Genomic DNA, 13,538 nt, shown 5'->3' on the forward strand with positions numbered 1-13,538 from the left:
GCGTGTGTCTCTACGCGGTGTCGGCTTCGGCCCTAGTCATCCTAGAACACCGACTCTAGAAGCCGCTGGCATTCTCCGCATGCTGGGATAGTGGCCGCAGGCCAAGCTGCTCGGCGCTCTCCCTGAGTCCTTCTTGTACGAGACGTACATCCTCATCGGTGCCCATGAGTTCGAAGCGATACACATAGGGCACCTGGCATTTGGCGGCAATAAGATCACCTGCCACGCCAAAATCTTTCCCGAAGTTTGAGTTTCCGCCGGCGATCACAGCCCGAATAAGCGAGCGGTTGTTGTCATTGTTGAGAAAGCGAATCACCTGCACGGGCACAGGTTTCGGTTCGCGGCCCATAATGGAGACCCCACCGCCATAGGTGGGGCAAATCAACACATAAGGCTCATGCACGATGAGCGGCTCGTCATTTTTACGAAGTGGAATCCTGCGTGCAGGAAACCCGAGCTTTTCGACGAATTTTTTCGTATTCCCCGTCACGGAGGAAAAATACACTACAAGCATGATGCGCCTGCCGAATCCTGGTATCTAGGGGGCCAATAGAAACAGGACCACTCGTTTGTACTGTGTAACTACGACGAGTGGCCCCTTTACTATCCGCAAGCGATAAGCGGCTAGGCTACCTGGGCGCTGAGCGTGCGAATGCGCTCAGGGCGGAAGCCCGACCAGTGCTCTCCATCAGCCACCACGACGGGTGCCTGAACGTAGCCGAGAGCCATCACATAGTCGAGTGCCTCGCTGTCCATGCTGATGTCCACGAGCGAGTACTCCAGACCGGCACGGTCGAGAGCCTTCTTCGTGGCGTTGCACTGCATGCAGGCGGGCTTGGTGTAGAGAGTGATAGCCATCGTCGGAGTAATCCTTATTGCTTGGGGAATGAATCGCAGTCAAAGGGGTGCTGCGGTGGTACACGGTGTCACCTGCAAGTGAGGACCTTGCGGTGAGCTGCTGAAGTAGACACTATACGTAGTACCCATTTACCGCAAGGGCACAATATGTAGTAGTTACACGCTGGGAATTCCCAAGATGACATCCATGTAAGCACTACATCTGGCGAGAAGCGTTTGCTAGCAAAAGTAGTTCTGTCTTTACCCGTCTTGGGAGAATGCTAAAACCGCAGGAGCGTCGTTATCGAATCGTTATATTCGGGGATGTATTCCTGCTCACCAACAAAAAACACCGCCCATCCTCACAGGGTAAGGACAGGCGGTGTATCTAGGTAGGCTGACAAGCCAAGGACCTACAGGATTAGCCCTGGCGAGCCTTGAAGCGGGGGTCCTTCTTGTTCAGGACATACACCTTGCCACGACGACGCACAACCTGGGCGCCCGGCTTGTTCTTCAGCGACCGAAGCGACTTGCGGACCTTCATCGGGCGCTCCTTTCTATTAGCGCTTATAAGTTCTAAGGGTCACCCACCGTGGGCGCCCTGCCGAACCGCGACGTGAGTGCAGAGCATTCACGGGGTTCAATGACACGAACGATTATCATAGACCACCGGCGCAACATTGTACAAAATGCCGCCGACTCGGCAGCGAGACTACTATCGGCCGCATGCAGACACTCCAAGCTGAGATCATCGACCACCTCGACGTCCACCCCACCATAGACCCCGCCGCGGAGCTCACCCGCCGCGTGGATTTTCTCTGCGACTACCTGGAGGCCACCGGGCTTGCCGGCTTCGTACTGGGCATCTCCGGCGGGCAGGACTCCACGCTAGCGGGCAAGCTCGCCCAGCTCGCCGTGGAGAAGCGCCGCGCCGCCGGGCATGAGGCCGAGTTTTATGCCGTGCGCCTGCCTTATGACCGCCAAGCAGACGAGGCAGATGTGGATGTGGCCATGCGCTTCATCCACCCCGACCACGAGCTGCGCGTCAATATTAAGCCCGCCACCGACATGGTGGAAGACGGCGTGGCCCAGGCCCTCGAGCAGACCAGCATGAGCGATTTTCACCGCGGCAATGTTAAGGCTCGGGAACGCATGGTGATGCAGTACGCCATCGCCGGCGAGCGCAACCTGCTAGTCGTGGGCACGGATCACGCGGCAGAAAATGTCACCGGATTCTTCACCAAGTTCGGCGATGGCGGCGCCGATCTCCTCCCCCTCTGGGGGCTGAATAAGCGCCAAGGCGCCGCCCTACTCGCCGAGCTAGGCGCCCCCGAGAGCACCTGGACTAAGGTGCCCACCGCCGACCTCGAAGATGATCGCCCGCTGCTCGCGGACGAGGACGCACTGGGGGTGCGCTATAGCGATATCGACGACTACCTCGAGGGCAAAAACATTAATGATGCCGCCCGCGAGCGCATCGAGCAGCTGTGGCAGCGCGGCCGCCATAAGCGGGCGCTGCCCGCCACCCACACCGATAGCTGGTGGCGCAGCTAGTGGCGCGGCTAGTGGCGCCGCAGCCCTGAGCTAGTAGCGCTCCGGCTCCTCACCGAGCCGGAACGCACGGCCGTTGAGCTGCTGCGGGGTAATACGCACGAAGTTGTACTTCAGCGTCGGCAGCCACGGCTTCAGGTTCAGCCCCTCGGCGTAGTCGATATCCTCCTGGCGGTCGAGCACCTCGGCGGTGCCTTGAATCACCACGGACCAGGCGCGCTCCTCGGTGAAGTAGTCCACCTCAAAGAGCACATCGGGATTGACGAAGAGCGAGAAGAGCTTATTGCCCTGCGCGGTGCGAATATAGATACAGCCATCGTCCACCACATAGTTCACGGGGAAGATGTCCATCTCATCCTTGCGGCGCACCACCACACGGCCCAATTGCTGGGTACCGAGCTTCTCTAGGCACTCGTCTTCGTTAAGAATTTTCACAACATCATTGTCAGCCATAGGCCCCATTGTCCCACTCCCAGCCAGCACTGGTGGGCGAGCCAGCTCACACCTAGGCCTCCCACATCGCCGTCCCCCACATCACCACCCCACAGCACGCCTCACATATACGCCCCCAGCTGCGGCAATGCCTAAGCCCGCCGCCGCGGAGGCCTCCCACCCATCGGCTCTGGCAACTGTGAGGATATTCACCGAAGAACACGGCCCAACCACCATTTTGGGGTAGCTGAGGCGGATCGAAAGTGTGGCGGAGATGGCGTCGATAAGCGCTGTATGCACGGAAGTGCGTTAGAAGAACAGCCACTTTCATGGAAAGATGGGGCGGGACGTTACCTGACCTTACATATATCCCTAAGGGGCAACACACCATGAAAGAGAGCATGGCAATCGCCATGGCCTTTGTCGGACTACTCGTGGGGGCGGGCTTCGCCACCGGTAAGGAGATGATGCAATACTTTGTCTCCTTTGGCACCGGAACCGGAATCTGGGCGCTCGTGCTCACCGGCATCGTCCTCATCGTAGTGAGCGCCGTCATCCTCCAAATCGGCAGTTTCTTCCTCGCCGATGAACACGGCGCCGTATTTAAGAATGTGGCCCACCCGCGCGTGTCGTGGATTTTGGATGTGGCCGTATCCATCACCATGGCCACCATGGGCATGATGATGCTCGCCGGCGCAGGCTCCACCTTCGAACAGTCCTTCGGCGTGCCCTCCTGGCTGGGCTCGTTGATTATGGCTGTGATCGTCTACTTTGTCTGCTTCCTCAACCCGGTGCGCGTCTCCAGCGTGATTGGCGCTGTCACCCCGTTGATGATCGTGGCCATCGTCGTACTGTTCATCTACACCATCGTCAATATCCCCGAGGGCTTCTCCGTTGAGGCCGCCAATGAGATCGCGCTCAATGAGCCCACCCCCGTGAAGCCGTGGTGGTGGTCGGCCATGAACTACGCCGGCATGTCCCTGATTTGCGCAGTGGGTATGTCGCTGGTGATCGGCGGCTCCTACACCAAGCTCAAGGCCGTGGCCGTCGGCGGCATGCTGGGCGGTCTGATCCTCACCATCATCTTGGTGCTGGAAACCATCGTGCTGTTCTTCAACGTGGACACTGCCGCTGGCAAGGACATTCCGATGGCGGCGATCGTCACCAATATCCACCCCGTGGCCGGCTATGGACTGTCGCTGCTGATTCTGGTGATGATCTTCAACACCGCCCTCGGCGATGTGTACGCCTTCTCCCGCCGCATCCAGGTGGCCACCCCCACCCCGCAGTGGGTGAACCTGCTGGTGATTCTGGGTATCAGCTGGGCGATCAGCCTCATCGGCTTCGGCCCGCTCATCCAGATCATCTTCCCGATCCTGGGCTATATCGGCATGGTGATCGGCGTGATCTTCGTGATCTGGCGCATCCGCTGGTCGCACCTCATCACCGGTGAGAAGCAGCGCCGCCACCGCATTCGCCAGCTCACCCGCGCGTATATCAATCCGAAGACCTATGACGATCACTCCCTCGAGCTCAACCACGAGCTCGACCGCTCCAAGGCCGATAACGAGAAGCTACTCGCTACCGTGGCCGATGAGGAGCGCACCGAGATCGAGGACGAGGACGATAGCGCCGAGCAGCAGGACTCTAAGGCTTAACGACGCAGCGCCCGCGGGTGATATACCGCCACGCTGGCTGCGAGCACACACAAGGTTCCCGCAGCCAGCGCCCACACCACGTGGGCCACGCGGGCCGCGTTCCCCTCAACACCAAGGCCTAATCCAAGGCCAGCTAGTGCTACGAGAGCCACCATCGTGTAGCCGCTGAGTACCCCTCGCGCCACACGCAGGTGAGCCATCGCCCACGCCCCGCAGAGCGCGGAGCTACCCGCGGCCACCGCCGCGACAAGCGCTCCCCCGCCGGTGCCGAACACCGCGATTATTCCGGTGATGAGCACCCCGAGGGCCGTGGCGAGCGGTATCCAGTGCATAGCGGCCTCCTTCCCAGCCCGTCTCCCCACTTGGGGTGGCGGGCTGTGTTGTGTCTTTATTGGGCCAGCGAACGCAACCCCTCGAGATAGACACGCGCAAACCATTCCTGTTGATCATCCACCAGCTGCCGCCCCACGGCGGGCAGCTCGCGCGAGATCATGCCGATGCCGACGGCGAAGCGGATGGGAGTGACATCCGCAGGAATGAAGCGGTGCCGCCGCGCCTTATCTAAGAGGCCGGCAAAGACCTCGCTGATCGCCGTGCGCCGCTGCTCCACGATCTCGGCCAGAAGGTTCTCGTCATATGCAAAGCGCGAGATCTGCTCGGCCAGCGGGGTAATCCCCAGCCGCACCAACTCGAGGATGACATCATTCCAGTTCTGCCACGGATCCTCGTCCCAGCTATGTTCGTGGGCGCGCACAATATCGTGCGCCTGTGCGGTGACGCGCTCGGTGACGGCATTAACGAGGACCCGCCGATCTGGGAAATTGCGGTGCACTGTGGCCACGCCGACATCGGCTTCGGTGGCGATTCGCCGAAAGGAGACGTCAATACCCTCCTCTTGGAAGAGGGTTTGGGCCGCCATCACAATGGCTTCACGGTTCGCTTGGGCATCTGCTCGCATGAGGGGCTCGCTTTCTTCTCCTCGGACTCCACAGCTAGTTGTGGATCTTCAGCATCCACTGCGGCCATATTGTCCGACTCTAGGACCAGATAATTAACGCTGGGCCATCCGTGGCTAGCCGATAGCCCCACCCTGAGAATCTGGGCGCACGCACTTATCCTCCATCATTCACCATAGAAGCCCAAAAAGAGAGTCTCGCACCCGGCACGCTGGGAACTCGGCTCTGTGCTCGCTGTGTTCTCGGTGTTGGTGGGGCGTGGGCTGGTCGCACAGGCGTGGGTCGGGCCGGCGTGGTGCGCAGAACTACCCGCGGTGCACATAGCGGCGATGGAGGGGCAATAAATGTGCGCCCATATACCCGTGGTGTTCGATGAAATACTAGCGCTGAACTGGGATGTTCGACTCGCTCAACAAATGGTGTCCAGGCCGCATGTTTATATCATTCTTAACAGCAGTGAAGAGAAGAAAGAGAACCCTATAGTCGAATATCCCGAAATACCGCAGCATCTACGCGGTGCTCAACAATTCCCCGCTGATCGCTTCCCCTTATTCCTTACTCCTGCGATCAGTACCCCCATTCTCGCCACCGGTGTCGATATGCACCGTCTACCTCATCGACACACGGTGTCACCCTCCGGCCTCTAGGCCACTGATCTACGAAAGGTAGTGCACAGACCGTGACCAACCAGTTCCCTCATAACGGGCAGGAGCCCCAGAACGGTAATACTCCCCAGGGCGGCAATGCTCCGCAGGGCGGACAGGCGCAGTATGGCGAGTTCCCGCAGAATGGCCAGCCGGGACAGCCGGGACAGCCTTATGCGGGGCAGCCCTACCAGGGCCAGCCGCAGCCGGGGCAGCAGGGGCAGCCGCCCTTCCCGCCGCAGCAGCCGCAGAAAAAGAAGAAGGGATGCCTGTTCTGGGGCGGGATCGTCGCCGCAGTGTTGATCCTCCTTGGCGCCTGCTCCGCCATGTTCTCCGATGGTGACAGCGACACCACTGCAGATTCCTCGACATCCAGCTCCGCTGCGGAAGAAAGCACGCAGGAGGAAACCGCCACCGAGGCCGCAGCGGAGGAGCAAGCCCCCGCGGAGGCCGCACCCGCCGCGCCGCCAGAGGAGCAGCCCGCAGCTGAGGACAACTCCGCAGAGCAGGATGTGCCGCGAGAGTACAAGAACGCCCTGAAGAAGGCTGAGCTCTACTACTCCATGCAGCACATGTCGAAGGCCGGCATCTACGACCAGCTCACCTCCGAATATGGAGAGAACTTCCCGCCCGAGGCAGCTCAGTGGGCCGTGGATAATCTCGACGCAGACTACAACCAGGCTGCGCTGAAGAAGGCTGAGGTGTACTACACCGACATGGCCATGTCCCGCGACCAGGTGTATGAGCAGCTCATCAGCGAGTACGGCGAGAAGTTCACCCCCGAGCAGGCCCAGTACGCCGTGGATAACCTGCAGGACTAACAGGACGAGCAGCACCCCGTGCTGCTCAGTCTCTGTGCAGCGGCGCCGCCCCTGATCGGGCTCTCGCCGCTGCTCCTCCCGTGGCCATTAGCTGCCAGATACAGCGAGTCGCCAGCGCTGGTGGAACCGCTCGCAGCCCTCACGACCCGCCGCATGCGGGGTTAGTGGCCCTGCTGGGCATCGACCCCCAGCATCACCCAACCAGGTAGCCACCACCGCTAATCAGTGCAGCTAAGCACCTGAGAACACGAAAAACCCTGCTCCCACATGGAACAGGGTTTTCGTATCAAGTGGAGCTAACGGGACTCGAACCCGTGACCCCCACACTGCCAGTGTGGTGCGCTACCAGCTGCGCCATAGCCCCTCGGACGCTCTATAACTTACACAGCCCCGTTCATCTTAAGCAAATCAGCTGTTCAGGACCTGTTTTCCGGAAGCCTCCAGAAGCATCCGGAAGACTCCACAAGCCCCACGCCCCGCTCGGCCCATACAACGCACCAAGGCGGCACATCACTGTGCCGCCTTGCCTACTAAGGGTGTTGCTGAAGTCTCGAGCTACTAGCCCACGAGGTCCTTCACCCAGTTGTCATTGGGCAGCAGATCCTCGCCGTTGTGGATCACGTGCGGGCTGCTCACAGCCCGGCCGGTTGCCTCCTCCAGCTTGGCGCTGTTGGCGGCGCTTGTTTCGCTGTATTCTTCGCGATCGGACTGGTCCTCGATGGCATCGCGCAGGCCCTTATCGGCCCCTACTTCCCCAGCGGCGGCAGCGAACTGATCCGGCTCCCAGGAATACATCGCCTTCTGGTTATTCATCAGATGCGAGCGGAAGTTCCAGTACTCATTGGCTGTGCCGGACTTAGCGAGGGTGTAGGCCGAGGTTGCGGCCTTCGACGAGGGGCCATCGTTACCGCGGTCGAGGAAGTTCAGGGAGCGGATATTCACCACGAGGGTGCCGTCCTCAATGGCCTTGAGCATATCCTCATCGGTGGCCTTGGCAAGGTCAGCGCAGTGCGGGCAGGAGTAGTCCTCGTAGAGGTCTACCTCGGCGGCGTCCGTGCTGGTCTTGTCGCTCGTGAGACGGATGGCGTTGTCTGTGACCTCCAGGTTGATGGAGGTGTTCACGGTATTCGCCGCGATCTCCGCCTTCTTCTCGTTGCGGCCTTGGACCACGATGTAGCCAACAACCACAGCGATAACGACCAATAGCGCCACGAGCGCCCAGAGGAATCCGGATCCCTTGTCATTAGGGTTCTTAATTTTGTTGCTCACGAAGAGGTCTCATCTTTCACATTGGGTGGTGTTCTCGGGTGATTGCCCCCGAGAGGGGAAAACTTAAGGGTAAAGCGCCCAGCGGCGGAAGGGGTTGATCCAGACGATCGCCGCTAGGGCAATAAAGGCCAGATCGCGCAGGATCTCCAGCGCATAGGTCGTGCCCGTGACACTGGCATCTACCCCACCGCCGCCGAAACAGCCGCAGTCAATGCTGAGGCCACGGGCCCACGCAGAGGCGATGCCTATGATGAACACCGCAAATAGCAGCGCGGACAGCGCAGCGGCGGGGCGCAGGAAGAGGCCACTAAGCAGCATGATCCCGAGGATCAACTCGACGGCGGGCAAGGCCACGCCGATAAAGTTACCCATCTCCCAACTCACCAGCTCATAGGCATGTACTGCCTGGGAGGAGGCTACGGGGTCGGAGATTTTGGTTGCCCCACTGACAATCCAGATACCGGCCAGGGCGAGGCGGGCGAGCGCGCCCACAAGTGGCGTGCTGATCAGTCCCTGTATTCCTCGACGTGGCGCGGGCTGGTGTTGAGTGGTGGTCACAGCCTTGAAGTTACTAAAGCACCCCGCGTGAATAAAACCATGTCGGTCACTTTCAAGGGGATTCACAGCATTTTGACAGCTGGCAGGGGTGGGCCAGACGCACTCACCCACCAGCCGGCGCTCAGAGCGCGAGCTGGTGGGTGATGTGCTGCGTGGCGGCGTCGATAAGCGGCCGCTTAGCCCAGGACCTCCGAGACGAGGGCTTGTGCCTCGGCCTGGACCTTCTTCAGGTGCTCCTCGCCTTGGAAGGACTCGGCGTAGATCTTGTACTTGTCCTCCGTGCCCGAGGGGCGGGCAGCGAACCAGGCGGACTCGGTGGTCACCTTCAGCCCGCCGATGGCGGCGCCATTGCCGGGCGCGTCGGTGAGCTTATTGGTGATGGGCTCGCCGGCGAGCTCGGTGGCGGTGACATCCTCCGGGGAGAGCTTCTTCAGCACGGCCTTCTGCTCGCGGTTGGCCGGGGCATCGGTGCGCGCATAGGAGGGCGCGCCATAGGTCTCGGCCAGCTCGGCATAGCGCTGCGAGGGGGTCTTGCCGGTGACGGCGGTGATCTCGGAGGCGAGCAGATCCAGGATGATGCCGTCCTTGTCGGTGGACCACACGGTGCCGTCGTGGCGCAGGAAGGAGGCGCCGGCGGATTCCTCGCCGCCGAAACCGACGGAGCCATTGATGAGGCCCGGCACAAACCACTTGAAGCCCACCGGCACCTCCACGAGGGTGCGGCCGAGCTCCGCGACCACGCGGTCGATCATGGAGGAAGACACCAGGGTCTTGCCCACAGCGGTGTCCTTCGCCCAGTGGGGGCGGTGCGCGAAGAGATAGTCGATGGCCACCGCGAGATAGTGGTTGGGGTTCATCAGGCCAGCATCGGGGGTGACGATGCCGTGGCGGTCGGCATCGGCGTCATTGCCGGTGGCGATGTCGAACTTGTCGCGGTTGTGCACCAAAGAGGCCATGGAATAGGGCGAGGAGCAGTCCATGCGGATCGCCCCATCGGCGTCGAGAGTCATGAAACGCCAGGTGGCGTCCACGCGCGGATTCACCACGGTGAGATCCAGCCCGTGCTTCTCGGCAATCACGCCCCAGTAGTCCACGGAGGCCCCGCCCATCGGGTCGGCACCGATCCGCAGGCCGGAGTTCTTGATGGCCGCGAGATCCACCACATTCGGCAGATCGTCGATATAGGTGTTCAGGTAGTCATAGGTGCCGGCGCGCTCATCCAGCACCCCGCTCACAGGGGTGCGCTTGACCCCCTGCAGGTCTTGGGCGAGCAGCTCATTGGCACGCTGGGCGATCCAGTCGGTGGCGCCGGTATCGGCGGGGCCACCATTGGGCGGGTTGTACTTGAAGCCACCATCGCGCGGCGGGTTGTGCGAGGGGGTGATCACGATGCCGTCGGCGCGCTTCGGGTCCGTGCCCGTCACGCCGCCGCTCAGGCTCCGGTTGTGGCGCAAAATGGCGTGGCTGACTGCCGGGGTGGGGGTGTAGCGCCCCGCGGCGTCGACAAGCACATCCACCTCATTCGCCAGCAGCACCTCGAGTGCGGACAGCATGGCCGGCTCGGACAGCGCGTGGGTATCGCGGCCGATGAATACCGGGCCGTTGATCTTCTCCTTGACGCGGTAGTCCACGATGGCCTGGGTGGTGGCCAGAATGTGGTACTCGTTGAAGGCCGTATTCAGCGACGAGCCGCGGTGACCGGAGGTTCCGAACACCACCTGCTGATCTGGGTCGGAGGCGTCAGGGGTTCGCGTGTAGTAGGCGGCGACCAGCTCAGCGATATCAATGAGATCGGAGTCGAGGGCGACCGTGCCCGCGCGCTCATGAACCATAGGGAAATCAGTCTCCTTGGTTGTCGTTAGAAGTGAACTATCACTTCCATCATCCTCCCTTTTCCTCCTTCGCGCAGCGGCCTGCCCCACATTGGTGCCCACGCTTATCGACGCCGCCCTCCTGCCCCACTACCACTGGCCCCGCGACCCGCCCAGCACCCCCAAAACTGTGCACTATGCAGAAAAACACGCATTCGAGTTACCTAGGACACACATTAGGAGTATGCTGAGCACACTTAAGGCGCCCTTAGCTTATGTGCTCACGCACGATGGCGCCGCTACGCTGCTCACGTTCTACCGAAGGAAGCACAATGGACTCATTGCTGGACATCCTCAGCACAATCGGCGGCTTCGTGTGGGGCCCCTTCCTGCTGATTCCCCTGTTGCTGGGCACGGGCTTGTTTATGACGATCCGCCTCGCTGGCTTGCAGTTCCGCAAGCTGGGCGTCGCACTGCGCCACGGGCTCTATGACAAGGGCGAAGAGGGCAAGGGAGACATCAGTAACTACCAGGCCCTCACCACGGCGCTCGCCGCCACGGTGGGCGTGGGCAATATCGTGGGCGTGGCCACCGCGCTCTCGATCGGTGGCCCGGGCGCCCTGTTCTGGATGTGGATGACCGGCCTGGTGGGGATGGTGTCGAAGTACTCCGAGGCCTTCCTCGGCGTGCGCTTCCGCGTCACCGATGAGAAGGGCGGCCAATCCGGCGGCCCGCAGCAGTATCTCAAGCGCGGCATCAAGGGCCCGGTGGGCAAGATCCTGGCCTTCCTCTTCGCTTTCTTCGCCATCATCGCCTCCTTCGGTATCGGCAACCTCACCCAGGCGAATGCCGTGGCCACTGGCCTGCAAGACAGCTTCGATATTGATCCCATGGTCACCGGCATCGGCATGTTCGTGCTCGTCGGCACGGTGCTGCTGGGTGGTATTCAGGCCATTGGCCGCGTCACCTCCGCCTTCGTGCCGCTGATGATCATCATCTACATCGTGGGCGCGGTCACCGTGCTGGTGATTAACGTCAATGAGATACCCAACGCCCTGCTGCAGGTCTTTGGCGACGCCTTCACCGGCACCGCCGCCACCGGCGGTTTCGTGGGCTCCGGCATCCTGGTGGTGCTGCAAATGGGTGTGGCCCGCGGCATCTTCTCCAATGAGTCCGGTATGGGCTCCGCCGCTATCGCTGCGGGTGCGGCCAAGACCAACCACCCCGTGCGCCAAGCGCTGGTGTCGATGACCCAGACCTTCATCGACACCATCATCGTGGTCACCTTCACCGGTCTCGCGATCATCACCACCGGCGTGTGGACGCTCGGCAAGGACGAGGCCGGCAACATGACGGCCCGCGCCTTCGAGACCGCCCTGCCGGGCCAGTGGGCGGGCACCATCGTCAACGTCTCGGTCGCCTTCTTCGCCTTCTCCACGATCATCGCGTGGTCCTACTATGGCGAGCGCTGCGTGGAATCCTTGGTGGGCTGGCGCGGCTCTCTGCCCTACCGCATGATCTTCACCGTGGTCGTCTTTATTGGTGCCGTCAGCCAGCTCGAGGTGGTGTGGACGATCTCCGATATCGCCAATGGCCTCATGGCCCTGCCGAACCTCATCGGTATCCTCATTCTCTCCGGTCTCATCGTCCGCGAGACCACCGCCTATCTGCGCTTCGACCCGAAGCTCAAGGCCACCGACGAGCAGGTGCGCCAATTCCGCATCGACTCCAAACTCGATTGGTCTTAAATACCCACCGCACGCCCCTCAGGTCATAACACTTCGACTACGCTTCTAGAAGTGTTATGACCTTTTATGTATTCGCCGGCGCGGGAGCCGCGCTGGGAGCAGTGAGCCGCTGGGTTCTCCTCGGCGGATTCGACTCCCTGTGGACGCTCCTGCTCATCAACGCCCTCGGCTCCTATGCCTTGGGCGTGCTCACCCGCCGCGGCGCCTCCGTGTTCTGGACCACGGGCTTCTGCGGCGGTTTTACTTCCTTTAGCGCCTATATGGCGATTGCGACCCTGGACATCCGCTACGCCCTGCTCACCGTCGTGGTGTGCGTGGCGAGCGCCTATATGGGATTGAGGGGCTCATGCTTATCGACGCCATCACGCTAGCCACCGGTGCCTTTCTCGGCGGCATGGGCCGCGCCTGGCTCTCTACCCATCTGCGTAGCCCCTGGGGCACGCTCGTGGCGAATGCGGCCGCGACCTTCCTCCTCGGGGTAGTGTTCGATGCTCCCCTCGCCGATTGGTTGCTGCTCGTACTCGGTACCGGGATCGCCGGGGCGCTGTCTACCTGGTCCACTCTGGCCAAAGAAATAGCCGCCAGCCTCCAGGACAAGAACTGGAGACTCGCGGCACTCACACTCGGGAGTAATCTCTGCGTGGGCGCGCTCGCGTGGTGGGCGGGCGCGGTTGTGTTCTAGCGCCGGGTGCGCTGGAATACGCGCACTCGCTGCCGCACGATAATCAGCAGCAGCACGAGGGCGACCGACATGAGGATGTGCCCAATCCCAGAGATACCGGCGAGCGCCGCCGAATACTCCTCGCCGGGGTGGAGCACCTGCCAGCTGCCCTTCACCAGCATGTGGGTAATCATCCAGGTCAGCGCCACCGTGTAGCTGAGGAAAAACGCTGAGAAGCGCTTGTGGGTATCAATATCGAGTGCCGCGCTTAAGGCGATGAGGACCAGCGGCAGGATCACGCCGAGTACCAGCGCATGGGTGTGCACAGTGGAGAGTTGGGTGTCCCCGCTGTAGTCATGAAAACGGGTGAACTCGCGATAATAGACCCCAGCGATCAGGCCAATGCCGAGGTAGACAGCAGCTAGTGTTGAGAGTTTTCGCATAGCCTCTCAGTCTAATTGATGCGGGCATGCCGAAGGGCGGGGGTGAAGCATCACCTGGTGTGGTGTGTCTTCTCCCCCGCCCTTGTGCGGTGTTTGTAGTTTTAGGTCGGCGGTGACTTACTCTCCCACACCCTCCCGGGTGCAGTACC

General features: G+C 61.4%; 16 protein-coding genes and 1 tRNA gene. 6 read left to right on the forward strand and 11 right to left on the reverse strand.

Annotation, left to right across the window (positions count from 1 at the left end; translation table 11 throughout):
- Positions 1-55 precede the first annotated feature (55 nt).
- The 3 genes from nrdI to ykgO all read right to left on the reverse strand — a co-directional run bounded on the left by nrdI (position 56) and on the right by ykgO (position 1,381).
- The gene (gene nrdI, locus KR227_RS10570; protein ID WP_218365287.1) at positions 56-514 is read right to left on the reverse strand and encodes a class Ib ribonucleoside-diphosphate reductase assembly flavoprotein NrdI; all 459 of its coding nucleotides are present in this window, start codon (positions 512-514) and stop codon (positions 56-58) included.
- A gap of 110 nt (positions 515-624) precedes the next feature.
- Positions 625-858 carry a glutaredoxin-like protein NrdH gene (gene nrdH, locus KR227_RS10575; RefSeq protein WP_151529587.1) on the reverse strand — a complete coding sequence of 78 codons (234 nt, stop codon included), beginning with the start codon at positions 856-858 and terminating at the stop codon, positions 625-627.
- 400 nt (positions 859-1,258) lie between these two features.
- Entirely contained in the window at positions 1,259-1,381 is a 123-nt protein-coding gene (gene ykgO / locus KR227_RS10580; protein WP_151529588.1) for a type B 50S ribosomal protein L36, read from the reverse strand.
- Between the two features lie 182 nt (positions 1,382-1,563).
- On the opposite strand from ykgO, the gene nadE reads away from it, so the two are divergent.
- Positions 1,564-2,391 carry an ammonia-dependent NAD(+) synthetase gene (gene nadE / locus KR227_RS10585; protein ID WP_218365288.1) on the forward strand — a complete coding sequence of 276 codons (828 nt, stop codon included), beginning with the start codon at positions 1,564-1,566 and terminating at the stop codon, positions 2,389-2,391.
- A gap of 30 nt (positions 2,392-2,421) precedes the next feature.
- Here nadE and KR227_RS10590 read toward each other — a convergent pair whose 3' ends face one another.
- The gene (locus KR227_RS10590) at positions 2,422-2,841 is read right to left on the reverse strand and encodes a pyridoxamine 5'-phosphate oxidase family protein (protein WP_151529590.1); all 420 of its coding nucleotides are present in this window, start codon (positions 2,839-2,841) and stop codon (positions 2,422-2,424) included.
- Between the two features lie 368 nt (positions 2,842-3,209).
- On the opposite strand from KR227_RS10590, the gene KR227_RS10595 reads away from it, so the two are divergent.
- A complete protein-coding gene (locus KR227_RS10595) occupies positions 3,210-4,478 on the forward strand; it encodes a hypothetical protein (RefSeq protein ID WP_218365289.1) in 1,269 nt (422 codons plus the stop codon).
- Here the strand turns inward: KR227_RS10595 and KR227_RS10600 are convergent.
- Both KR227_RS10600 and KR227_RS10605 read right to left on the reverse strand, forming a co-directional pair.
- On the reverse strand, positions 4,475-4,810 hold the full coding sequence (locus KR227_RS10600; RefSeq protein WP_218365290.1) for a hypothetical protein: 336 nt from the start codon (positions 4,808-4,810) through the stop codon (positions 4,475-4,477). The two genes, KR227_RS10595 and KR227_RS10600, sit on opposite strands and share 4 nt — an antisense overlap.
- A gap of 56 nt (positions 4,811-4,866) precedes the next feature.
- Entirely contained in the window at positions 4,867-5,436 is a 570-nt protein-coding gene (locus KR227_RS10605; protein WP_151550282.1) for a TetR/AcrR family transcriptional regulator, read from the reverse strand.
- Positions 5,437-6,113: 677 nt separating this feature from the next.
- Here KR227_RS10605 and KR227_RS10610 point away from each other — a divergent pair.
- Positions 6,114-6,899 carry an Ltp family lipoprotein gene (locus tag KR227_RS10610; protein ID WP_218365291.1) on the forward strand — a complete coding sequence of 262 codons (786 nt, stop codon included), beginning with the start codon at positions 6,114-6,116 and terminating at the stop codon, positions 6,897-6,899.
- Between the two features lie 291 nt (positions 6,900-7,190).
- On the opposite strand, the gene KR227_RS10615 is transcribed toward KR227_RS10610, so the two are convergent.
- From KR227_RS10615 to pgm, 4 genes are all read right to left on the reverse strand, one after another.
- A tRNA-Ala gene (locus KR227_RS10615) sits at positions 7,191-7,263 on the reverse strand.
- A 194-nt stretch (positions 7,264-7,457) separates the two neighbouring features.
- Positions 7,458-8,168, reverse strand: a complete 711-nt coding sequence (locus tag KR227_RS10620) for a thioredoxin domain-containing protein (protein ID WP_218365292.1) — start codon at positions 8,166-8,168, stop codon at positions 7,458-7,460.
- Between the two features lie 63 nt (positions 8,169-8,231).
- Complete coding sequence (locus KR227_RS10625) at positions 8,232-8,726, reverse strand: MauE/DoxX family redox-associated membrane protein (RefSeq protein WP_370625232.1); 495 nt, start codon at positions 8,724-8,726, stop codon at positions 8,232-8,234.
- 176 nt (positions 8,727-8,902) lie between these two features.
- Positions 8,903-10,558, reverse strand: coding sequence for a phosphoglucomutase (alpha-D-glucose-1,6-bisphosphate-dependent) (gene pgm, locus KR227_RS10630; protein WP_218365293.1), 1,656 nt, complete (start codon positions 10,556-10,558; stop codon positions 8,903-8,905).
- A 311-nt stretch (positions 10,559-10,869) separates the two neighbouring features.
- On the opposite strand from pgm, the gene KR227_RS10635 reads away from it, so the two are divergent.
- The 3 genes from KR227_RS10635 to KR227_RS10645 are packed head-to-tail and all read left to right on the forward strand — an operon-like array spanning position 10,870 to position 12,967.
- Positions 10,870-12,285 (forward strand): sodium:alanine symporter family protein, encoded by a 1,416-nt coding sequence (locus tag KR227_RS10635; RefSeq protein ID WP_218365294.1) that lies wholly within the window; start codon positions 10,870-10,872, stop codon positions 12,283-12,285.
- Positions 12,286-12,341: 56 nt separating this feature from the next.
- A complete protein-coding gene (locus KR227_RS10640; protein ID WP_218365295.1) occupies positions 12,342-12,656 on the forward strand; it encodes a CrcB family protein in 315 nt (104 codons plus the stop codon).
- Positions 12,632-12,967 (forward strand): CrcB family protein, encoded by a 336-nt coding sequence (locus tag KR227_RS10645; protein ID WP_218365296.1) that lies wholly within the window; start codon positions 12,632-12,634, stop codon positions 12,965-12,967. The genes KR227_RS10640 and KR227_RS10645 overlap by 25 nt, the downstream gene beginning before the upstream one ends.
- On the opposite strand, the gene KR227_RS10650 is transcribed toward KR227_RS10645, so the two are convergent.
- Positions 12,964-13,389, reverse strand: a complete 426-nt coding sequence (locus KR227_RS10650; RefSeq protein ID WP_255549295.1) for a DUF2871 domain-containing protein — start codon at positions 13,387-13,389, stop codon at positions 12,964-12,966. The two genes, KR227_RS10645 and KR227_RS10650, sit on opposite strands and share 4 nt — an antisense overlap.
- Positions 13,390-13,538: the final 149 nt, after the last annotated feature.

It is taken from the genome of Corynebacterium sp. TAE3-ERU30, from assembly GCF_019209925.1.
Lineage (GTDB): Bacteria > Actinomycetota > Actinomycetes > Mycobacteriales > Mycobacteriaceae > Corynebacterium > Corynebacterium megadyptis.

Coding starts and splice junctions, on each gene's coding strand:
- nrdI (WP_218365287.1), bottom strand. CDS start 514: ATGCTTGTAGTGTATTTTTCCTCCGTGACGGGGAATACGAAAAAATTC.
- nrdH (WP_151529587.1), bottom strand. CDS start 858: ATGGCTATCACTCTCTACACCAAGCCCGCCTGCATGCAGTGCAACGCC.
- ykgO (WP_151529588.1), bottom strand. CDS start 1,381: ATGAAGGTCCGCAAGTCGCTTCGGTCGCTGAAGAACAAGCCGGGCGCC.
- nadE (WP_218365288.1), top strand. CDS start 1,564: ATGCAGACACTCCAAGCTGAGATCATCGACCACCTCGACGTCCACCCC.
- KR227_RS10590 (WP_151529590.1), bottom strand. CDS start 2,841: ATGGCTGACAATGATGTTGTGAAAATTCTTAACGAAGACGAGTGCCTA.
- KR227_RS10595 (WP_218365289.1), top strand. CDS start 3,210: ATGAAAGAGAGCATGGCAATCGCCATGGCCTTTGTCGGACTACTCGTG.
- KR227_RS10600 (WP_218365290.1), bottom strand. CDS start 4,810: ATGCACTGGATACCGCTCGCCACGGCCCTCGGGGTGCTCATCACCGGA.
- KR227_RS10605 (WP_151550282.1), bottom strand. CDS start 5,436: ATGCGAGCAGATGCCCAAGCGAACCGTGAAGCCATTGTGATGGCGGCC.
- pgm (WP_218365293.1), bottom strand. CDS start 10,558: ATGGTTCATGAGCGCGCGGGCACGGTCGCCCTCGACTCCGATCTCATT.
- KR227_RS10635 (WP_218365294.1), top strand. CDS start 10,870: ATGGACTCATTGCTGGACATCCTCAGCACAATCGGCGGCTTCGTGTGG.
- KR227_RS10640 (WP_218365295.1), top strand. CDS start 12,342: ATGACCTTTTATGTATTCGCCGGCGCGGGAGCCGCGCTGGGAGCAGTG.
- KR227_RS10645 (WP_218365296.1), top strand. CDS start 12,632: ATGCTTATCGACGCCATCACGCTAGCCACCGGTGCCTTTCTCGGCGGC.
- KR227_RS10650 (WP_255549295.1), bottom strand. CDS start 13,389: ATGCGAAAACTCTCAACACTAGCTGCTGTCTACCTCGGCATTGGCCTG.